Source organism: Streptomyces yongxingensis, from assembly GCF_055597465.1.
The window spans coordinates 8,467,838-8,488,297 of the sequence record NZ_CM145717.1 but is presented as its reverse complement, the minus strand read 5'-3'; the positions used below and the strand labels follow the sequence as shown (position 1 = coordinate 8,488,297).

General features: G+C 71.3%; 16 protein-coding genes. 8 read left to right on the top strand and 8 right to left on the bottom strand.

The annotated features are described in order from the left end of the window. The first annotated feature begins 111 nt into the window (after positions 1-111). The 3 genes from ACZ6TD_RS36405 to ACZ6TD_RS36395 all read left to right on the top strand — a co-directional run bounded on the left by ACZ6TD_RS36405 (position 112) and on the right by ACZ6TD_RS36395 (position 2,932). Entirely contained in the window at positions 112-504 is a 393-nt protein-coding gene (locus tag ACZ6TD_RS36405; protein ID WP_471344929.1) for a winged helix-turn-helix transcriptional regulator, read from the top strand. Positions 505-687: 183 nt separating this feature from the next. Next, a complete protein-coding gene (locus tag ACZ6TD_RS36400) occupies positions 688-1,710 on the top strand; it encodes a phosphotransferase family protein (protein ID WP_471344927.1) in 1,023 nt (340 codons plus the stop codon). Positions 1,711-1,717: 7 nt separating this feature from the next. Continuing rightward, complete coding sequence (locus ACZ6TD_RS36395) at positions 1,718-2,932, top strand: acyl-CoA dehydrogenase family protein (RefSeq protein ID WP_471344925.1); 1,215 nt, start codon at positions 1,718-1,720, stop codon at positions 2,930-2,932. A 224-nt stretch (positions 2,933-3,156) separates the two neighbouring features. Here the strand turns inward: ACZ6TD_RS36395 and ACZ6TD_RS36390 are convergent, their stop codons facing one another. From ACZ6TD_RS36390 to ACZ6TD_RS36375, 4 genes are all read right to left on the bottom strand, one after another. Further along, the gene (locus tag ACZ6TD_RS36390; RefSeq protein ID WP_162001814.1) at positions 3,157-3,750 is read right to left on the bottom strand and encodes a TetR/AcrR family transcriptional regulator; all 594 of its coding nucleotides are present in this window, start codon (positions 3,748-3,750) and stop codon (positions 3,157-3,159) included. A 30-nt stretch (positions 3,751-3,780) separates the two neighbouring features. After that, positions 3,781-5,424 carry a class I adenylate-forming enzyme family protein gene (locus ACZ6TD_RS36385; RefSeq protein ID WP_471344923.1) on the bottom strand — a complete coding sequence of 548 codons (1,644 nt, stop codon included), beginning with the start codon at positions 5,422-5,424 and terminating at the stop codon, positions 3,781-3,783. A 78-nt stretch (positions 5,425-5,502) separates the two neighbouring features. Further along, positions 5,503-6,282: an SDR family oxidoreductase gene (locus tag ACZ6TD_RS36380; RefSeq protein ID WP_471344921.1), complete on the bottom strand. Its 780-nt coding sequence runs from the start codon at positions 6,280-6,282 to the stop codon at positions 5,503-5,505. Positions 6,283-6,457: 175 nt separating this feature from the next. Continuing rightward, positions 6,458-7,498 carry a LysR family transcriptional regulator gene (locus ACZ6TD_RS36375; protein ID WP_471344919.1) on the bottom strand — a complete coding sequence of 347 codons (1,041 nt, stop codon included), beginning with the start codon at positions 7,496-7,498 and terminating at the stop codon, positions 6,458-6,460. A 299-nt stretch (positions 7,499-7,797) separates the two neighbouring features. On the opposite strand from ACZ6TD_RS36375, the gene ACZ6TD_RS36370 reads away from it, so the two are divergent. Then, positions 7,798-9,111, top strand: a complete 1,314-nt coding sequence (locus ACZ6TD_RS36370) for a serine-threonine protein kinase (protein ID WP_471344918.1) — start codon at positions 7,798-7,800, stop codon at positions 9,109-9,111. Positions 9,112-9,160: 49 nt separating this feature from the next. Here ACZ6TD_RS36370 and ACZ6TD_RS36365 read toward each other — a convergent pair whose 3' ends face one another. Further along, entirely contained in the window at positions 9,161-12,004 is a 2,844-nt protein-coding gene (locus ACZ6TD_RS36365; RefSeq protein WP_471344917.1) for a penicillin acylase family protein, read from the bottom strand. 200 nt (positions 12,005-12,204) lie between these two features. On the opposite strand from ACZ6TD_RS36365, the gene ACZ6TD_RS36360 reads away from it, so the two are divergent. Both ACZ6TD_RS36360 and ACZ6TD_RS36355 read left to right on the top strand, forming a co-directional pair. After that, complete coding sequence (locus tag ACZ6TD_RS36360; RefSeq protein WP_471344915.1) at positions 12,205-12,816, top strand: hypothetical protein; 612 nt, start codon at positions 12,205-12,207, stop codon at positions 12,814-12,816. A gap of 201 nt (positions 12,817-13,017) precedes the next feature. Continuing rightward, on the top strand, positions 13,018-13,479 hold the full coding sequence (locus tag ACZ6TD_RS36355; RefSeq protein ID WP_471344913.1) for a MaoC family dehydratase: 462 nt from the start codon (positions 13,018-13,020) through the stop codon (positions 13,477-13,479). Here ACZ6TD_RS36355 and ACZ6TD_RS36350 read toward each other — a convergent pair. From ACZ6TD_RS36350 to ACZ6TD_RS36340, 3 genes are read right to left on the bottom strand one after another with little or no spacing between them, the layout of a single operon-like run. Beyond that, entirely contained in the window at positions 13,470-14,114 is a 645-nt protein-coding gene (locus ACZ6TD_RS36350) for a TetR family transcriptional regulator (protein ID WP_471344912.1), read from the bottom strand. The genes ACZ6TD_RS36355 and ACZ6TD_RS36350 overlap by 10 nt on opposite strands. Positions 14,115-14,170: 56 nt before the next feature. Beyond that, positions 14,171-16,300: an aminodeoxychorismate synthase component I gene (gene pabB / locus ACZ6TD_RS36345; protein WP_471344910.1), complete on the bottom strand. Its 2,130-nt coding sequence runs from the start codon at positions 16,298-16,300 to the stop codon at positions 14,171-14,173. Between the two features lie 43 nt (positions 16,301-16,343). Continuing rightward, the gene (locus tag ACZ6TD_RS36340) at positions 16,344-17,528 is read right to left on the bottom strand and encodes a 3-deoxy-7-phosphoheptulonate synthase (protein ID WP_471344908.1); all 1,185 of its coding nucleotides are present in this window, start codon (positions 17,526-17,528) and stop codon (positions 16,344-16,346) included. Positions 17,529-18,271: 743 nt separating this feature from the next. Here ACZ6TD_RS36340 and ispH point away from each other — a divergent pair. Both ispH and ACZ6TD_RS36330 read left to right on the top strand, forming a co-directional pair. After that, a complete protein-coding gene (ispH, locus tag ACZ6TD_RS36335; protein ID WP_471344907.1) occupies positions 18,272-19,333 on the top strand; it encodes a 4-hydroxy-3-methylbut-2-enyl diphosphate reductase in 1,062 nt (353 codons plus the stop codon). 11 nt (positions 19,334-19,344) lie between these two features. After that, on the top strand, positions 19,345-20,403 hold the full coding sequence (locus ACZ6TD_RS36330; protein WP_471344905.1) for a polyprenyl synthetase family protein: 1,059 nt from the start codon (positions 19,345-19,347) through the stop codon (positions 20,401-20,403). Positions 20,404-20,460: the final 57 nt, after the last annotated feature.

The following is a 20,460-nucleotide window of genomic DNA, read 5'->3' as shown; positions in this document are numbered from 1 at the left end:
CCTCGTTCTCGCCCGTCGTTCTCACTTGCCGAGGGCAGCGACACTAGGAAGTCCGTCGCACACCGCGCGGTGTGCGACGGATGCGCTAGGACAGCCGCCAGGAGGTCATCAGTGAGCGAACCGGCGAGGACATCGCCGCCCACCGCCCCGGACGGATTCATCGCCGACTGCCGGGCGCGGCTGGGCTTCGATCTGCTGGCCCGCACCTGGACCGCCGTCGTGATCTTCGGGCTGCGGGAGGGGCCGCGCCGCCCCGGCGAGCTGCGCGAGGCCATCGGCGGCATCAGCGCCAAGGTCCTCAACGACACCCTGCGCCGCCTGGAGGACGACGGGCTGGTGGAGCGGCACCGGTACGCGGAGGCGCCGCCCCGGGTCGAGTACGGGCTGACCCCGCTCGGAGAGACCCTGCTGGGGCCGATCGAGGCGCTCGGCGCCTGGTCGGTGGAGTACGGGGACGCGGTCGTCGAAGCCCAGGAGCGGGCCGAGCGGCGGCGGGGGCGGTAGCCCCGGCCTGGTGGTCCGGACTGGTCGCCCGAAACCTGGGCCGGCCTGGTAGCCCCACCACCTGCGCCACCGATCCCGTACGCCCGGGAACGGAGTCCCACTGGACTACATACCGACTGGTCGGCATCATGAGGCGGGACGGACGGTCCGCCGTTCCCCGCATACGAGTACGAGAGAGGTTCGATGAACGCAGGCAATCCCCCAGGGCTCGACCTCGAACGGCTCCGCGCCCACCTCGACCGCGAACGCGCGGGGCTGGTGCGCGGGCCGCTGAGTGCCGAGCTGATCGAAGGCGGCCGCTCGAATCTCACCTACACCGTCACCGACGGCACGTCCCGCTGGGTGGTCCGCCGTCCGCCGCTGGGCCATGTGCTCGCCACCGCCCATGACATGGCGCGGGAGCACCGGGTGATCAGCGCCCTGCACCCGACGGCCGTGCCGGTGCCGGAGCCGGTGCTGCTGTGCCAGGACGAATCGGTCATCGGATCGCCCTTCTACGTCATGGAGTTCGTCGAGGGCACCCCGTACCGCACCGCCGAGCAGCTCGCCGGCATCGGCCCGGAGCGCACCCGGGCGGTCGTCCTCTCCCTCGTGGACACGCTCGTGACGCTGCACTCCGTGGACCCGGCCGAGGTCGGGCTCGGCGACTTCGGGCGCCCGGAGGGGTTCCTGGAGCGGCAGCTGCGCCGCTGGGGCAAGCAGCTCGCCGCCTCGCGCAGCCGGGAGCTGGCCGGGATCGACGAGCTGCACACCCGGCTCGCCAAGGCGCTCCCGTCCTCCCCCGCGCCCACGGTCGTCCACGGCGACTACCGCCTCGACAACGTCCTGGTGAACGCCGACGACCGGATCACGGCGATCCTCGACTGGGAGATGTCCACGCTCGGCGATCCACTGACCGACCTCGGACTGATCGTGATGTACAGCGGTCATCCGCAGCTCGCCGACTCCCCCATCTCCTCCACCCGGGGCGCCCCCGGCCACCCCTCCACGGACGAGCTGATCCAGCGCTACGCCGAGGGTTCGGGACGCGATGTCGGCGGCGTCTCCTGGTACACCGCCTTCGCCTACTTCAAGCTCGCGGTGATCCTCGAGGGCATCCACTACCGCTTCACCCTCGGCCAGACCGTCGGCGCGGGTTTCGACCGCATCGGCGACATCGTCCCCGCTTTCATCGACAGCGGCCTCACCACCCTCCAGGAGAGCTGATCCCGTCATGGACTTCGCATTCGACGCCCGGACCGAAGAACTCCGTGCCAAGCTGCTCGCCTTCATGGACGAGCACGTCCACCCGGCGGAGGCGGTCGTGGAGGAGCAGCGGGCCTCTCTGGACTCCCCGTGGCTCACCCCGCCGATCGTCGAGGAGCTCAAGGCCGAGGCCCGCCGCCAGGGGCTGTGGAACCTCTTCCTGCCCGACGCCGAGTACGGCGCGGGGCTGACCAATCTCCAGTACGCCCCGCTCGCGGAGATCACCGGCCGCAGCCCCCAACTGGCCCCCACCGCCCTGAACTGCGCCGCCCCGGACACCGGCAACATGGAGGTGCTCGCCCAGTTCGGCGACGAGCGGCAGCGCAAGCAGTGGCTGGAGCCGCTGCTCGCGGGCGAGATCCGGTCGGCCTTCGCGATGACCGAGCCCGAGGTCGCCTCGTCCGACGCGAGCAACATCGAGACCCGGATCGAGCGCGACGGCGACGAGTACGTCATCACCGGGCGCAAGTGGTACATCTCCGGGGCGATGAACCCCGACTGCAAGATCTTCATCGTGATGGGCAAGACCGACCCGGAGGGCGCCGATGTGCGCCGCCAGCAGTCGATGGTGCTGGTGCCGCGCGACACCCCGGGCGTCGAGGTGCGGCGGGCGATGCGGGTGTACGGATACGAGGACCACTACCACGGCGGCCACGCCGAGGTGGTCTTCGACCGGGCGCGGGTGCCGGTGAGCAACCTCATCGGCGAGGAGGGCGGCGGTTTCGCCATCGCCCAGGCCCGTCTCGGCCCCGGCCGGATCCACCACTGCATGCGGCTGATCGGCATGGCCGAGCGCGGTATCGAGCTGATGTGCCGACGGGCCGTGGACCGTACGGCCTTCGGCAAGGCGCTCGCCCAGCAGGGCCAGGTCCATGAGTGGATCGCGGACGCGCGGGTGGCGGTCGAGCAGCTGCGGCTGCTGGTGCTGAAGACGGCCTGGCTGATGGACACGGTGGGCAATCGCGAGGCGCACACCGAGATCCAGGCCATCAAGATCGCGACTCCGCGCACGGTGGTGGAAATCCTGGACCGGGCGGTGCAGTTGCACGGCGCGGGTGGGGTGAGCCAGGACTTTCCGCTGGCCGAGCTGTGGGCTGCCGCGCGTACGCTTCGGCTGGCCGATGGTCCGGACGAGGTGCATCAGCGGTCGCTGGCGCGGCGGGAGCTGAAGCGGTACGTGTAAGCGGGGCGGTGGCGGGGTTTGTTCCCCACCCCGCCCCTTCCTGTAACCGGGGGGCACCCCCGGCCCCCACCGCAGGGGCTCCGCCCCCGCACCCCCGCCGGGGCTCCGCCCCGGACCCCGCTCCTCAAGCGCCGGAGAGGCTGGAAGATGCTCCCCCCAGCTACCGCTGGGAGGTGCCCCCTGGACGGGCTGGAATTTCCAGCCCGTCCGGCGCTTGAGGACGCTTACGGCCGCAGCGCGCGCATCAGGAGGTCGGCCAGGTGGTCGGCGACCTCCTGGGGGGCCCAGCGGCCACCGGGGCGGTACCAGGTGCCCAGGTGGTGGACCGAGCCGAAGTGGTAGTCCACCACCAGGTCCGCCGGGGTCCGGGAGCTGAACACCCCGGCCCGCTGTCCCTCCTCGATCAGCGCGCGGAACCGCTCGTGGTAGCGGCGCCGCTCGGCGCGCACCTGCTTGTGCTTCTCCGGGCTGAGTTGGTGCATCGACCGGAAGAAGATGGTCGCGTCGTCGAGGTTCTCGATGGTGGTCACCACGACATCGGCCGCAGCGTCCCGCAGCCGCGTCTCCACCGGCGCGTCGGCGTCCGCGAAGGCGTCCAGCCGCTCCTGCTGGAGCCGGAGCACCCGGCCGTAGATCTCGTGGAGCAGATCGTCCTTGGAGCCGAAGTAGTGGTAGAGCGCGCCCTTCGTGACGCCCGCCGCCTCGACGATCTCCTGTACGGACGTCCGGTCGTAGCCCCGCTCCGCGAAGAGGCGGGTGGCAGCGGCCAGCAGCCGCTGTGGCACCGGCTGTCCGTCACCGTCCGTCGCTCTGGCCATGGTCGCCACCCGTTCTCTTCCTCTTCTCTCTCATCCTCGCAGTTCCCGCCGGAGGATCTTGCCACTGGTCGTCTTCGGCAGCTCGGGCAGGATCTCCACCTCGCGGGGGTACTTGTACGCGGCCAGCCGCTCCGCACAGTACGCGGCCAGCTCGTCCGGTGTGACCTCGGCCCCTGATCGGAGGCTCACATACGCCTTGACCGTCTCGCCGCGGTACGCGTCGGGTTTGCCGACGACCGCCGCCTCCCGCACGGCGGGGTGAGTGTAGAGCACGTCCTCGACCTCACGCGGCCACACCTTGAACCCCGAGGCGTTGATCATGTCCTTCTTGCGGTCGACCACGTACAGCCAGCCGCCCTCGTCCATGAAACCGATGTCGCCGGTGCGCAGTTCCCCGTCGGGGAGGGCGGCCGCGGTCGCCTCCGGGCGCCGCCAGTAGCCGGGCACCACCATCGGGCCGCGGACGACGATCTCGCCCTGCTCGCCGAACGGCACGTCCCGGCCCTCGTCGTCCGTGATGCGCACGACGGTGTCGGGGCCGGGGACGCCGACGGCGAGGGTGCCGGACACCGGGTCGACGGGGGCGCGGACCCCGGGCGGGACGCTGGCGCAGGGCGCGGTGCACTCGGTGAGCCCGTAACCGTTGTGCAGATACGGGCCGAAGCCGGTCTGGAACCGCTCGACCAGCGCGGGCGGCAGCGGCGCGCCGCCGGAGGAGATGATCCGGAAGGACGAGAAGTGGTCGCGGGTGGCCCGGGGGTGGGCCATCAGCGCCATGAAGGCGGTGGAGGGGCCCACGGTGTAGAGGGGGCGGTGCTCGGCGAAGGCGTCGAGGACGACGCCGGTCTCGAAGCGGTAGGCCAGGGCCAGGGTGCCGGCTCCGGACATGCACGCGCACAGCTCGCAGACCATGCCGGTGATGTGGAACAGCGGGGCCAGCGCGAAGAGCGTCGAACCGGTGGGCAGCTCATGGAGGATGTGCTGCCGGTCGGCGTTGTAGGAGATGTTGCCGTGGGTGTTGGTGGCGCCCTTGGGGGTGCCGCTGGTCCCGGAGGTGTAGCTGATCAGCGCGATGTCATCGAGGCCCGGGGCGGGGACGGACGGCGGGCGGGCCCCGGCGCGGGCGACGGCGAGGAGGTCCTCGGTGTCCTGGGGGACCGGGATGGGCCGGTCGCGCAGCACCCGCTCGTCATCGCGGGTCTGGAGGTCGCGGGCGTCGGCGGTGAGCGCGATGCGCACCGGGGACGCGGCGGCCGTCTCGCGTATGTAGTCCTCCCAGCCGTGGCGGGAGCAGACCAGGGCGCTCACCTCGGCGTCGCCGAGGATGTGCGCGAGCTCGGCGCCCTTGTACATGGGGTTGACCGGGACGACCGTGCCGCCCGCCTTCCACGCCCCCAGCAGCGCGAGCACGAAGTGCGGGGTGTTCTGGAGCATGATCGCGACGCGGTCGCCGGGCCGGAAGCCGCGCTCGGCGAGATGACCGGCTATGCCGTCGGAGAGCTCGTCGGTCTCCCGGTAGGTCAGCCGTCCGTCGAAGTAGGCGAGCGCCGGATGGTCGGGGGCGGTGCGCACCGCGTCCCGGAACGCGTGCAGCGGACTCGGCCGCGGGATGATCCTCTGGCGCTGTTTCTCAGTGAGCTGAGCGAGCCATGGCTGGTCCTGGTACGTCGTCATCGGGGCGGCCCTGTCTGGACGGGGGTGAGGGTGGTGGGCGGAGGGATACGCAAGATACGGGAGCGACCGGGCGCGGGGTCAGCCCGCCCCGGACGCCGCCTCGAGCCCTTCGAGCTTGCGCTGCAGCTTGTTGATGCCGCCCAGCCAGCGGTCGGTGTCACCGGCGCGGGAGGCGTAGTGGCGGGCCACCTCGGGGTGCGGGAGGATCAGGAAGCGCTCCTCGTCGATGCCCGCGAGGACGGCGTCGGCCACCTGCTCGGGCTCGATCGCGGTGGGCGCCAGCACCAGCTCCCCGGCGGTCCCGGAGGCGGTGAGCATGTCGGTGCGCACCCCCTGCGGGCAGACGGCGTGGACGCCGATGCCGCGGTGGCGGTAGGTGGCCGAGAGCCATTCGGCGAAGGCGAGCGCGGCGTGCTTGGAGACGGCGTACGGCGCCGAGCCGATCATGGTGAGGATCCCGGCGGCGGAGACGGTGGCCACGAAGCGGCCGCTGCCGCGCTCCAGCCACTCGGGCAGCAGCTCCCGGGCGGCCCGCACATGGGCCATCACATTGACGTCCCAGGACTGCTGCCACAGCGCCTCGTCGGCCTCGGGGCCGCCGTCGTGGCCGACGCCCGCGTTGGCGCAGAAGATGTCGATGGCGCCGCCCAGCGCCTCGCGCGCCGCGGGTACGACACCGGAGGCGTCCCCGGGGACCGGGATCCCGCCGATCTCCCCGGCGACGGCGGCGGCCTTGGCGGCGTCGAGATCGTTGACCACGACCTGGGCGCCCTCGGCGGCGAAGCGCCGGGCGAGGGCGGCGCCGATGCCGCCGCCCGCTCCGGTGACCACTACACGCGCCCCACGCACGGTACCCACGATTCGCAGCTCCTCGGATCGGCTCGGCTCGACTTCGATCGGCTTCCGCCCGGCTCGGCTCCTGCCCGGCTCGGCTTCCGCCCAGCGCAGACTAACCAGTCGGTATGTGCCAACGGAAGGGGCACATCCGCCACCTCACGGACGGCCGAGGGGTTACCCGCCGACGGCGGGCGGGTTACCGGCCGGGGCGTTCCTTGCGCATGACGCTGCGCCACCGCGCGTTCTCCCCGGCGAGCGCGCTCCACAGCACATTGAGCGGATGGCCGGCGTCCTGCGCGGTGCGCTCCCCGGCCCGTACGAACACCCCGACCAGCACTTCCAGCTCCGGCCCCATGCCGTCGGCCAGCTCCAGGGTGCGCAGCCCGGCCCCGGCCCGGATCCGTCCGTCGGCCACCGCGTCGCCGATGCCCTCGGTGACCAGCACACAGCCGCGCAGCACCCCGGAGGAGAGCAGCTCAAGACCGTACTGCACGGTGTCGATCTCGGCGGCGATGTGCAGCTCCTGGCGGTAGCGGGCGCCGAACCAGCCGCGCAGGAAGCCGGGTATGAGGCCGTCGGCCGAGACCGCGAGCGGCAGCCGGGGCAGCTCGCTCACCGGGACCGAGGGCCCGGGCAGCTCCTCGGCGTCGAGGTTGGTGACCAGGGAAAGGCCGCTGCGCCGCCACTCCATCACCTCGAAGCCGTCGAGCCGGCCGTCGTGGCCCGCCGTGGTGAGGACGCTGCCGCAGACCAGGTCGAGCTCCTTGGCGTCGAGCCGCTGGAGCAGATCCCGGGTGCGCACATGCTCGACCTTGAGCTCGACGCCCCGGCCGTCGAATTCCTCGGTGACCAACTCCACGGCATTCAGCAGAAAGCCGAGGGTGTAACGGGTCGAGCCGACCACGAGCCGGCTGCCGAGCCGGCGGCGGCAGTCGTGCAGCCCCTCCCGCCAGTCCTCCAGGGTGCCGCGCGCGAGTCCGGCGAGCGACTCCCCGGTCGCGGTGAAGAGCACATTCTGGCTGCGTCCCCGTTTGACCACCAGCGGCTCTCCGCACAGTGCGCCAAAGTTCCGGTTCAGGGTGTCCAGTTGTTTCTGCACACTGGACTGCTCCCGCCCCAGTAGCCGGGCGGCGCCCAGCGCGGTGCCCGCCTCATGGACCGCGAGCAACGTCCTGAGCTGGTCCATCGTGGTGTCCAGCAGCGCCGTCGGGTACTGCCATCGATCCTTTAAGGGCATTCCGGCCTTCCGCTCGAAGAGTATTCGGCACCCCAATGACGTTTCCGTTCGCAGCATAGTGCAGCGCCTTGTCATGAACTGATCCCGAGAACAGCGGCGATATTCTTCCGATGGATATTCGGGAATTCCCTATCGCCGGATGGTGACGGAGCCCGGCATTCCAGGTTCCGCCCGTCCCATTCCGGGTAAGTCGAACGGCTGGCCGATTGTCCGACGGCGACCGTATGCGTGTCGTATGGCCAGCGGTCCGGGCAGTTGGGACGATGCACGCACATCGGACCATCCGAGGGGAAAGAACGATGACGGGGATGAGCGTAAGGCCGTACTGGGAGCTGAGATTCGACGCGGACGGGGACGTCGACACCCGGCAGCGGGACCGGCTGCTGGAACAGGCCGCTCAGCAGGAGCTCACCGATCTGGTGGTGTTCTCGCACGGCTGGAACAACACCCGGACGATGGCCACACGACTGTACGACCGCTTCTTCGCGCCCTTCCCGGGGCTGCTCGGCGAGGCGGGCCCGGCGCGGCCGGGCTATGTGGGAGTGGTGTGGCCGTCGATGCGGTTCGCCGACGAGTCGCTCGGGGGTTTACCCCGGGAACAGGCGCCCGGCGCGCCCCCGGGGCTGGACGCGGAGACCCACCGGGCGCTGGACGCGGTCTTCCCGGGGCGGCAGCAGATCGTGGCGCGCCTCGCGGAGCTGCTGGCCGAGCGGCCGGAACGGCCGGTGGCGCTGGACGAGTTCGCGGTGCTGGTGCGCGGTCTTGTGCGGGTCCGCGGGATGTCCGGCGGCGCGGGGGACGCGGCGGACACGGACGCGGAGGCGGACGAGGACGGCGTACCGGCGATGTTCGGGGAGGACGTGACGGAGGTCTGTGAGCGGTTCGCCGCCGCGCTCACCGAGGCGCGCGGGAAGACCGACGCCGAGGACCGCGCCGTCTTCGACAGCGGGCTCGGCGGGCTCTGGGACGGGGCGCACGAGCTGCTGCGCCAGGGGACGTACTACGTGATGAAGCGGCGGGCCGGCACGGTCGGGCGCGAGGGCCTCGGTCCGGTGCTCGGCGCCCTCGCGGCCCTCCGGCCCGCGCCGCGGCTCCATCTGGTCGGCCACAGCTTCGGCGGCCGGCTGGTGTCGTTCGCGCTGACCGGGCTGCCGGAGGGCGCCGCGGTGGCATCGGTGACCCTGCTCCAGGGGGCGTTCTCGCATTACGCCTTCGCCGGGCGGCTGCCGCACGCCGCCGACCGCGGCGGGGTGCTGCACGACGCCACGCACCGGGTCAGCGGGCCCGTGGTGTCCTGCCATTCGCGCCATGACACCGCGCTGGGGCTGCTGTACCCGGTGGCGTCGCGGGTGTCCTGGGACGATGCCTCGCTGCTGCCGGGCGACATCCGCTGGGGGGCGATCGGGTACGACGGCGTCCAGGCGGTGGAGGGCTGCCCGCGGCTGGAGCTGGCCGAGGCGCTGGACGGCCCGTTCCCGGCCGGGGGCTGTGTGAGCGTCGATGTCTCGGAGGTGGTCCGGCACGGTGTGCCGCCGGCCGGGGCGCACAGCGACATCTGCCATGAGGAGCTGGCCCGGGTGGTGCTGCGCGCGGGCCGGATCGGAGAGGGGTAGCGGACCGGGGCGGGGCCCCGCCGGGTGCGAGGCCCCGCCCCTCATGGCCTCAGCGGTGCGCCGGGAACTCCACGACCTGCTGGAAGGTGGGCCGGTTCTGCCAGCTGATCTTGTCGTGGGTGAGCCCGCCGACCGGCCGGTGGATGATGGCGTCCGCGCACCACTGGTCGCCCGCCGAGCAGTTGTCGTCCCCGGGGTAGACCTGGGCGGCGGTCTTGCCCACGGCCGTCTTCAGGCCGGCCAGCAGGGCGTCACGGCAGGCGCTGAGCTGCCCGCCGCCGCAGTACGGGCGGGCCAGCGGGCCCTTGACGTCCTCGCCGAGGACCGTGCGCAGATCCTTGTCGACATAGGACCACCAGCCGTACTGGAACGAGGACCCGGCGTGCGAGCCGGTGGGGCCGTGTCCGGCCGAGGGCGATTCGTCGACGGTCAGATTGGTGCGCAGCGCGTCATAGAGCCTGTCGCCCAGGCCGGACTTGAACTCGGCCTCGACCAGCAGCGGCCACCAGGCGTCCATGATCCGTACCGCCTCGGCATGCCCGTAGGTGTGCGAGCCGGCGCTGGTCTCACGGCGCTGTGAGCCCGCCGACTGCCAGGAGTCCAGCCGCTGTACGGCCGCGGCAAGCTGGGGGTCGTCGATGGGCTGGGAGCGCACCACCTTCAGCAGCTCCGGCAGCACGTCCTCGCCGCGCAGATCGGTGACGGCGGCCTCGGCCATCGCCCGGGTGAGCGCGGAGCGGGTGACACCGCCCTTGCGGACCAGGGCGCGCACCCGGTCGTCGAGGAGATTGCCGCGGTGCACCGAGCCGTTGCCGAAGCCGGCCGCGCTGTAGTCCTTGGCCAGCTTGTTGTTCCAGCTGATGTAGTAGTCCTGGTCGACGGACTGGGGGTGTTCGGCGGGCGGGGTGGTGGCCGCGGTGTTGTCCTTCGGGTCGAAGTCCCGCCACTCATAGGCGGTTTCGGCCCTCACCGGCAGCGAGGAGTCGACGTCCGCGGCGCGCACCGGGTTGAGCCCGCTGTTGTAGTACCCGGTCTGGCGGGAGTCGGCGTAGAACCAGTTGAAGGTGTAGTTGATGTGCTGCGCCGCGCTCTGGAAGGACTTGGCGTCGGTCACATAGCCGGGGTCGTTGAGCATCTGGAAGCCGATGATGGAGTCGGCCTCGTGGCGGTAGGTGGAGCGCAGCATGGTGTAGGCCACCGGTTTGCCGCCGACGGTCGCGCGGTGGGTCACCAGCCCGTACTTGGTGCGGTAGACCTGCATCCGGTACGAGCCGGCGGCGGTGGAGTCGGCGAGGGTGGGCTTCCAGGCGTTGCGCCGCTCCAGCTTGTCCATCGGCACACAGTCGCCGCGATAGCGGTAGTACGTGGAGTCCTTGGACGGCGCGGAGCCGTCCGGGGAGCACAGCTCGACCGCGTAGGTGTCGGTGATGTCCTGGGCGGAGGTGGTGGCGCTCCAGGCGTAGTCCTGGCCCCGGCCGAGCTGGACGTACATCCCGACCCCCGCGAAGGAGGCGCCGCGGGCGCTGATCCCCGGGCCCTGGATCTCCTGGAGCATCAGGAGCTGCGGGGCGAAGTAGCCGGTCTGGGGGCCGAAGACGGCCACCGGGTGGCCGCTCGCGGTGTACTTGCCGGAGACCACGAGCGCGTTGGACATGCCCTTCTTACGGCTGAACAGATCGCGGGGCAGCACGCCGTCGTCGTAGATGCCGCGCAGCGGCTCCAGCGACGGCTTGGGGGGCTTGACCTGGGTGCGGGCCTTGGCGCGGGCCTTGGTGGCGGCGCCCTCGCGGTCGTAGACGAGCTGTTCGGGGGTGACCGAGCCGGCGTCGGGCAGGGCGGTGCCCTGAGCATGCGCGGGCTTCCCGGCGTACGGGAAGCTGCCGTCGCGTACGGTCAGCACCGCCTCCGGGTCGTTGCGCTCCCGGAAGGACTCCCACACCTTGGTGCCCTCGGCGAGGCCGTACTTCTGCTGGGCGGCGAGCAGCGAGAGCGCGCCCTCCACCTCACCGCCCCCGCCGTTGCCGAAGAGCGCGCCGACGACGGAGGCGAGGGCGATCAGGTCGGTGAGTTTGAACGGCTGGATCTCACCGGCGTTGGTGATCGCGTCGATATGGCCGGTGAGCACGTACTCCCCGGGGAAGTACCGGCCGTCCTTGGACTTCTTGGCGTAGGCGTTGATGCCGTCGACATACGCCTGGGCGTCGGCCAGCGCCTGGCGGCCGCGCTCTCCGCCGTGGGCGAGGATGTAGTCGATCTGCGCCTGGTAGTCCTCTTCGGTGTACGGCGCCTGGCGGAAGAAGTCCTGCTCCAGGCCCTGGTTGGCGGGGGCGCCGCCGGCGAAGGGGGTCAGCTCGCCGCGGCCCACGTGACGGAAGAGGTCCATCAGCCACAGCCGGTCCTGGGCGGCGGCGTATCCGGCGCCGAACTCGGTGCCCTCGCGGGTGGTGCCCTGGATGTGCGGGACGCCGGTCTTCTTGTCGCGGGTGATCGTGACGTCGTCGCGCGGCTTGGTCACCGAGGCGACCTGGTCGGCGGGGACTCCGAAGGAGGAGTCGTTGAAGAAGCTGTTCAGCTTGTCGTCGGTGAGGGTGGGGTAGCCGCTCGCCAGGTTGCCGTACGGGCCGAGCTGGTCGGCGCTGTGCTCGGGATGGGTGCCCAGCACCCGGTTGGCGAGGATGTCGGCGAGGGTGGCGTTGCCGGTGGCGCCCGGCGGGAGGATGTCGGAGCACTGGCCCCGGCAGTAGTCGGTGGCGGCCGCCGGGGCGGGCTCCGCCCGGGCCGGCTGGGGCACCGGGGCCGCGAGGGCGATGCCGAGGCCGAGCGCGGCGGCCGCGGCGAGCACGGTACTGGTGAGCTTGCGGGTCCTGGTGGGCCTGGGGGTTCGTCGTCGCATGTGCGCTCCTCCCGATTGCCGTCGGACGGAGGTTACCGGCGGTATTAGCGAGCCGGAAGATGAGCGGGCGTCAACTTCTTTCCGCTTGGGGACGGATGAGGACTGCCCGCGAAGATCCAGGGAATTCGATGGATCCGGATCGCGCTGCGTTACGTCCATTCGACAACGAGTCGGGTCCGCAATCGCGGAGGTGGTAGGAAGTGGCCGGTTTCAGAGCACTCGCCCGAGAGGTTCGCAATCCACGCAGACACATCACCGCTCGGCGCACATCGCTGCGCAAATGCCTGGAACGGTTCGCGCCGTACGGGCACCGGGCGACCTGGCACCATCTGTGCACCCGCTCCGGGATCACCCCGGAGGATCGCAGGCCGGACCCCCTACGGCTGCTCACCGCCCTTGAGGAGCTCGAGGAGGCCCGCACCCTGTGGCTCGCGTACGAGGCGGACTTCGCCGCCCGGCGCAGGCAGGAGAAACTTCTCGGCATCCGGCAGCCGAGCGCTGTCGACGACTGGCATCTGCGCACCTGGGGCGGATGCGACATCATTCCCTGCGAGAGCCCCTCGGCCCATCCCGACGACCGCCTCGCGGATGTGCTGCGACGGCTGATCGCGGCGATGGAGTCGGGCCCGGGGGCGGCCTGCCCGGTGTGCGCGCGGGCGGGCCTGGTCTGGCGCGAGGACCTGGACCGCTACCCCTCGGCCGGGCCGGTCTGCGCGGACTGCGGCATCGTGGTGCCGCTGCCGCTGCTGACCACCGAAGCCCTGGCGGCGGCCCGGCGCGCGGTCCGGATGAGCCGGTACGCCACCGTATGACACCCGGCCGCCCCGGCCGGGAGCGCGCTCGTCGGAGCCTTTGAGCACCGGACGACCGGCGAGCGCGCCGGAATCACCTGAGACTGCCGTCGATCGCTGACGCATGCCGATGGCCGCGTCGGCGCGGGCCGCGTTGACAGCGCCCAGGTCAGCCAAGCATGCTGAGCAGTCGCTTAGTGAGTGGTTGCCCGGGAGGCACGCATGGCAGAGCCCAGGATCTTCACCTCGCCCGATGAACTGCGGTCCGCGGTCGGCGAGGAACTCGGCCCCAGCGACTGGCTGGAGATCGACCAGAAGCGCATCGATCTGTTCGCCGACGCGACCGGCGACCACCAGTGGATCCATGTGGACCCGGAGAAGGCGGCCGCCGGTCCATTCGGCACCACGATCGCGCACGGCTATCTGACGCTGTCCCTGCTGCCGTCGTTCACCCCGCGGCTGCTGCGGGTCGAGGGTGTGCGGATGGGCATCAACTACGGGGTCAACAAGGTCCGCTTCCCCTCCCCCGTGCCGGTCGGCTCCCGGCTGCGCGCCACCGGCCGGATCGTGGAGGTGGCCGAGGTCAAGGACGGCGTGCAGATGACGCTGACGGTGACCGTGGAGCGGGAGGGCGGCGACAAGCCGGTGTGCGTGGCGGAGTCGGTCGTCCGCTTCTACGGCTGACGGCCCTGACCGCCGCCGGCCCCCACCATGCGCAGCACCAGACCCGCGTAGAGGTCGCCGACCTCGTCGGGGGTGCTGCGCCCGCCGGCGTTGAACCAGCGGGCGACGTCGATGCACAGGGACAGCACCGCGACCGTGGTGCCGCGGACGTCGGGGACGTCGAAGACGCCCGCCTTCACCCCGTCCTCGATGATCGAGCGCACCGCCCCGTCCGTGGCCTTGCGGACCGCGATGACCTCGGCGTGGTGCTCCTCCGCGAGCGCGCCGAGCTCGTACTGCACCACGCGCGCGGTCGTGTGGTGCTCGGCGTGCCAGCGGACGAAGGCGCGGACGGCGTCGGCCAGCCGCTCGGCGGGGGTGCCCTCGCTGTCCCGCGCCCGCTCCACGATCGTCAGGGCCCGCTCATGGCCGACCTTGCTGATCTGGTAGAGCAGCTCTTCCTTGGTCTTGTAGTGGATGTAGAGGGCGGCCGGGCTCATTCCGGCGCGGCTGGCGATGTCCCGGGTGGTGGTGGCGTGGTAGCCACGCTCCGCGAAGGCGTGCACGGCGGCGCTCACCAGCCGCCGGGCGGCGTCGGGGGTGATGTCGCCCCAGGGCTCGGCCTTGCCTCCGGTGTTCTTCGGCTCCGCGTCCATGGCGCACACCCTACACGGAGAGTGAGCAAGCGCTTAGCCGAGGCCGCGGCGGACGCTCAGCGGGCCGCCGCCGTCTCGGTGCCCACCCGGCCGGGGAACTCCGCGCCCAGCAGCCGCAGCAGCGGGGTCGCCTTCACCGCCGTCTCCTCGAACTCCTCGTCCGGGTCGGACAGCGCCACGATCGCCCCGCCCACCCCGTAGCGGACCCGGTCCGGGGTGACCACCAGGGTGCGGATCACGATGCTCAGATCGCACGCCCCGGAGAGCGAGAAGTAGCCGATGGCGCCGGAGTACACCCCGCGCGGCCCGGCCTCCAGATCGTCGATGATCCGCATGGTGCGGATCTTGGGCGCGCCGGTCATCGACCCGCCGGGGAAGGCGGCGCGCACGCTCTCGACCGCGGAGCCGGACGGCCGCAGGGTGGCGCGTACGGTGCTGACCAGTTGATGGACCGTCGCATAGGTCTCGACGTCGAATATCCTGGGCACCCGCACCGAGCCGATCTCCGCGGTGCGGCCGAGGTCGTTGCGCACCAGATCGACGATCATCAGGTTCTCGGAGCGGTCCTTCTCGCTGGTGGCGAGGTCCACCCGCAGCAGCTCGTCCTCGGCCGGGGAGCCGCCGCGCGGCCGGGTGCCCTTGATCGGCTGGGACTCCACGGTGCCGTCCCGGAAGACCCGTACGAAGCGCTCGGGCGAGGTGCTCAGCACGGACAGCGGGCCGAAGCGGAGCAGGGCGGCGAACGGCGCGGGGCTGAGCCGGCGCAGATACTGGTACGCGGCCCACGGGTCCACCGGGCCGTCGGCCTCGGCCATGTTCGTCAGGCACACCTCGTAGGTCTCCCCCGCGGCGATCAGCTCCTGGCAGGTGGCGATCATCTCCAGGTAGCGCTCGCGGTCGTGGCGCAGCCGTACCTCGTCCGGGCCGGTGGTGAGCGGGGTGGGGCGGGGCTCCCGCCCGGCCAGCTCCGCCAGCCGGTCGGCGGTCTCGCGCAGCCATGCCCGGGCCTGCTCCTCGCCGCCCCGCTTCTCGCCCTCCTCCGCCAGGGCGAGGAGGTAGGTGGTCGAGGTCTCGTGGTCGAACACCACGGCGCGGTCCGCGAAGACCATCGCGGCGTCGGGCTCCGAGGAGCGGTGGGTCCGCTCGCCGCCGCATTCGGCCTTGAGCTCGTACCCGAGGTATCCGGTCCAGCCGAGGGCGAAGTCGAAGGGCAGCGCGGGCAGTTGGACCCGGGCGCCGCGCAGGTCGCGCTCGATCCAGGTCAGGAACTCCTCGTGCAGCACCTCGCGGGTGCCGCCCGCGGTGACGGTGACCGTGCCCGCCCAGGTGTCGGCGGTGGCCACCCGGGCCAGCGGCCCGGAGGCGTCCCCCATCATCGAGAACCGTCCGCGCTCGCCCCCGGTGGCGCTGCTGTCCAGCCAGAAGGCGTGTCCGTCGGCGCGGAAGAGCCGGTCGAAGACCACCTCGTCGGACCAGCGGGTGGGCAGGGTCTCCACCAGCACCCGCAGGGACCGCGGGGTGGCGCGCGGCGCGGCGGTAGGCTCGGCGCCGCCGCGCGGGGAGCGTGTGCCGCGCCGCCGCGCCGCCGGTTCCACTCCCCGGCGGGTCTGCCAGGACCGGGTGAGGTCGGCGAAGTTGCCCAGCAGCAGCCGGCCGTGCTCGGTGCAGATGGACTCGGGGTGGAACTGCACGCCCCACAGGGGCCGTTCGCGGTGGGCGATCCCCATCAGCACACCGTCCTCGGTCCAGGCGGTGGCCCGCAGCTCCTCGGGCAGGTCGGTGACGGTGAGCGAGTGGTAGCGGACGACGTCGAAGGGGCTGGGCAGTCCGGTGAAGAGGCCGGTGCCGTCGTGGGTCACCCGGGACAGCCGCCCGTGCCGGGGCTCCGGCGCCCGGACCACCCGGGCGCCGCTCAGCAGGCCCACCCCCTGGTGGCCCAGGCAGACGCCGAGCAGTGGCAGGGCGCCGTCGAGGACGATGTCGCGGCAGACGCCGAAGTCGGCCGCGCGCTCGGGGCTGCCGGGTCCGGGGGAGATGACGACGTTGTCGAAGTCCCGCAGCATCTCGGGCTTCCAGCCGGGGTCGTCGTGCCGGATCACCTCGGGCTCCTGGCCGCCCACCTCGGCCAGGTAGTGGAACAGGTTGTAGGTGAACGAGTCGTAGTTGTCTACCAGCAGCGTGCGCATCGAAACCTCGAACCTATCGGAACTTAAGGATGACCGGCACGGTTCACCCCGCGCGGAGCAGCGAGGTGAACGCGTGGACCGTTTCGGCGGCCTGCTCGGGGTTCAGCCGGGGGTCACAGGGGGACCGGAACCGGGGGAACGCGGCGGTCCCGGCGTCCGCGGCCTCCGCGACGCACTCGGTGACCGGTTCCGGCGTCAGCTCCAGGTGCAGCCCGCCGGGCCACTGACGGCGGTCCCGCAGGATCCGGTGGAACGCGGCCATCTCGTCGCGGATCGCCCACAGGGTTCTGGTCTTGTGACCGCTTCCGGAGCGGATGGTGTTGCCGTGCATGGGATCGCTCAGCCAGACCACCGGGATCCCGGTCTCCGCGACCGCCTCCACCAGCGGCGGCAGCAGCCGGCCGATCCGGTCCGCGCCCATGCGCACGATGAAGGCCAGCCGGCCGGGCCGGTGCTCGGGGTTGAGCAGCCGGGCCAGCTCCACGAGGTCCGCGGGGGTCGCGGAGGGCCCGACCTTGACGCCGACCGGGTTGCGGATCGAGACGGCCAGCCGGATGTGCGGTCCCGCGGGGTCCCTGGTCCGCTCGCCGATCCAGCCGAAGTGGAGGGAGGAGGCGAAGCCGCCGCCGTCGGCGGCCGCCCGGATCAGGGGCAATTCGTAGGGGAGCAGCAGCAGTTCATGGGAGGCGTGGATCCGCTCCGCGTCGTCGTGGGCCGTCTGTTCGTTCCGCATCGTGGACAGCACGGCGGCCGCGGTGTCGTAGGCGGTGAGCAGCCGGTCCGGGTCGGGGATCCGGGCGTGCGGATCGGCGGCGGCGCCGTTGACCGCGTCTCCCCGGTAGACGGGTAACCGGCTCCCGTCGGCGAGCATGTCGTACGGCGCCGATCTGGGCTTGGCGTACTGGCCCGCGATCCGGCCCATCGTCACCACCGGAAGGCCGAGACCGGTGCGGATCACCGTGGACAGCTCGCGCAGCTGCCCCAGTTTGCGCCGCACCACCCGCGGTGCGGCGTCGGTGAACAGCTCGGCGCAGTCCCCGCCCTGGAGGACGGCGGCCTCGCCGCGCTGCACCGCGGCCATCCGCCGGGTGAGCTGCTCGGTCTCCTCCGGGGGGATCAGCGCGGGGCGGCCGCTCAGGGCGTGCCGGATCTCCTCGAGCCGGTCCGGGTCGGGCCACGGCGGCTGCTGAGCGGTCACCTTCTCCGCGGTCGGGCCGGGAGCGGTCATGTAGGAAGCCTCCACTGGTCGGGCCGGACACATCCTGCTGAAGCGCCGAGGCGGCGCGGGACACCCGTGAGGACCCCCGAACCGGCGGGCCGGACGGGTCGACGGAACCGAGGAAACAGACGCATCCGCTCCCGATCGCAAAACCGCGACCAGCGGAGATAGAAATGATGGATATGCGTCCATCACTCCTTCGAGTGAATTCACTCGAAGAGTTACCAGCGGTTACTACCGGAATTTCCGGCTCAGAGCCCCCGTTGCGCAGTCGACGACACGGTCGATTCAACGCGGCAGGGAGCTTAGCAATGGGGTGTAACCGTAAGCGACAGTTCCGCCGATATTTCGGAATGTGACGAAGGTCACATACGCAAGACTTGCACTCAGACTCGCCTTCTATAGTGTTTTCGGCCTGCGCTTATCCGACGGGGGAACTGCATCGGACGGCGTAGAACTCACATGAGACTTACGGGGGTAAGTGAATGTCTCTTCCATCGCATCGTCTCCGAGCGCCGGCTTCCGGAGACCGTCCTTGACGCCCTGCCTCCCGGTAGTGGCTTTTTCGGCATTTCCCCAGGTCAGCAAGGCCATCACGGCTGTGTGAGCAATTGCTGACCGCTGGGCCGCCGATCCTTCGACAGCCATCCGAAAACGCCAGGACAAAGCCATGCCCGCCCTACGGCGACATGGCCGCACAGTGACGCGCCCATTCTCATCCGAAGCGCAAGCCGGCGTTGGAGCAATACGTCATGCACTTCAGCACGAAGACTTCCCAGTCCGACACGAGAGCGCCCCGCAAACGCGTCATCCTCGCCGAACCCCGAGGTTTCTGCGCGGGCGTCCGCCGCGCCATTGCCATGGTGGAGCGGGCGCTTGAGGTATACGGCCCGCCTATTTATGTTCGAAAACAGATCGTCCACAACCACTACGTCGTCAGCCTCCTGGAGCGCAAGGGCGCACGCTTCGTGGAATCGGAATACGACGTTCCCGAAGGGGCCGTGTGCCTCTTTTCCGCACACGGTGTGTCGCCCGCCGTCCGCGCCGGTGCGTCCACAAGAAATCTGCAGGTCATCGACGCCACCTGCCCACTGGTGGCCAAGGTGCACCAACAGGCGCGCCGGGTGGTCCGGGACGGCCGGGTACTGCTGCTCGTGGGGCACGCGGAACACGAGGAAACGGAAGGGACTCGCGGGGAGGCTCCGCGGGAGACCCTGGTCGTGGAGACCGTCGAGGACGTCGAACGGCTGGACCTGCCCCGGGACACCCCGGTGGCCTATCTGACCCAGACCACCCTGTCGGTCGACGAGACCGCCGGCATCGTCCGCGCCCTCACCGAGCGGTTCGACGACATCGCTGGCCCCGGGACCGACACCATCTGCTACGCCAGCCAGAACCGGCAGAACGGCATCAAGTCCCTCGCCCGGCAGGCCGATCTGGTGCTGGTGGTCGGCTCGGAGAACTCCAGCAACTCCCAGCGGATGGTCGATGTCGCCCGCGACGCCGGAACCCCCGCCCAACTGGTCCCGGACGTCTCCCGGCTGGACAGCGGCTGGCTGGAGGGCGTGACCACCGTCGGCGTCAGCTCCGGCGCCAGCGTCCCCGAAGCCCTCGTCCACCAACTCCTCGACCGGCTGGCCGAGTTCGGCCATGACCAGGTCGACATCGAGTCCACGGCCGTCGAGGACGTGGTCTTCTCCATGCCCCTGCAGCTCACCGACGGCATCCGGTCCGACGACCGGGAACGGCTCGACGACGCCTGGTCGAAGGTCCCATCGGACGCACCGGCCGGAACCCCTAGGAGGACGAAGTGACGGTCCATACGATGGCGACCCCCCGCCCCGCCTCGGCCCCGGCCACCACCGCCCGCCGGACGCTGACGAGCCTGCTGCCCCGGGTCGAGGAGCGGCTGCACTCCTTCCTGTCCGCCGAGTACGAGCGCTGGCACGGTCTCGACCCCCGCTCCAGCGTCCCCATCGACGCGATCGCCGACCTGGTCAACGCGGGCGGCAAGCGCATGCGCCCGGCGTTCTGCCTGAGCGGCTATCTGGCCGCCGGCGGCGATCCGGAGGACGGCCGGGTCATCCCCGTCGCCGCCGCGCTGGAGCTGCTGCACGCCTGTGCGCTGATCCACGACGATGTGATGGACGAGTCCGCGGTGCGCCGTGGCGCGCCGACCGTGCACACCAGCCAGGCCGTGCTGCACCGCGAGCGCGGATGGCGGGGCACGGCGGAGCGCTTCGGGGAGAACGTGGCGATCCTCGCGGGCGATCTGGCCCTGGTCTACTCCGACGAGATCATGGCCGAGGTGGAGCCCGCGGTGGCCGCCGAGTGGCATCTGCTGCGCTCGGAGCTGATCGTCGGCCAGTACATGGACGTGGCGGCGTCCGTGGAATTCGAGCCGGACCCGGAGACCTCGCGGTGGATCGCCATCGCCAAGTCCGGCCGCTACACCATCCACCGCCCGCTGGTCCTGGGCGCCGCGGTGGCCGGCCGCGCCGACGCGGCGCCGGCCTTCGAGAGTTACGGGGCCGCGCTCGGTGAGGCGTTCCAGCTCCGGGACGACCTCCTGGACGCCTTCGGGGACGCCGAGGTCACCGGCAAGCCGAGCGGCCTGGACTTCGAGCAGCACAAGATGACGCTGCTGATGGCCCTGGCCATCCAGCGCGACGCGCACATCCGCGAGCTGGTGCCCGCTCGGCTGCGGGGCGCCGACCACCTGCGGGAGCTGCTGATCGAGACGGGTGTGCGCGACGACGTCGAGAAGCACATCGACGGGCTCGTCGAGCGGGCCTGCCGCGCCATCGCCGAGGCCCCGCTGGAGCCGGAGTGGCGGGAGGAACTGGCCGCCATGGCCCACGAGGTCGCCTACCGGAGCGCCTGAGGCCACCGATGGACACCGACAGCGACCGCACCCGGCGGCACCGAAGCTTCAGGGAGC